Raw genomic sequence first — 260 nt, 5'->3', positions numbered from 1 at the left:
AAGGAACTGTAGTAGATACAATAACTACTGACGAAAACGGAGTAGGAACTTCAAAGGAACTTCCATACGGAAGCTACACAGTAGCAGAAGTAAGTGCCCCTTCAGGGTATGAATTATCAGGAGAAGCTAAGAATGTAACAATAGATTCAAATGGAGAAATAATAGAGTTAACATTTAAAAATTCTAAACTTCTTGGTTCAATATCAATAGAAAAAGTAGATAGTGAAGATAGTGAACTTAAATTAGAAGGAGCAGAATTT

Annotated in this window: 1 protein-coding gene (cut by a window edge); it reads left to right on the top strand. The window is 33.5% G+C overall.

The genetic code is table 11. The features are described 5' to 3' along the window. Positions 1-260 carry part of the coding region annotated (locus I4V16_RS03080; RefSeq protein WP_195966515.1) for a SpaA isopeptide-forming pilin-related protein on the top strand (this coding region is incomplete at its 3' end). The annotated region extends 1,735 nt beyond the left edge of the window, so 260 of the 1,995 annotated nt are shown.

Source organism: Clostridium sp. 1001283B150210_160208_E6, from assembly GCF_015669365.1.
In the GTDB taxonomy this organism is placed as follows: Bacteria; Bacillota; Clostridia; order Clostridiales; family Clostridiaceae; genus Clostridium; species Clostridium paraputrificum.
Note: the sequence above shows the minus strand (reverse complement) of the source record. Positions and strands in the feature narration are given on the sequence as shown.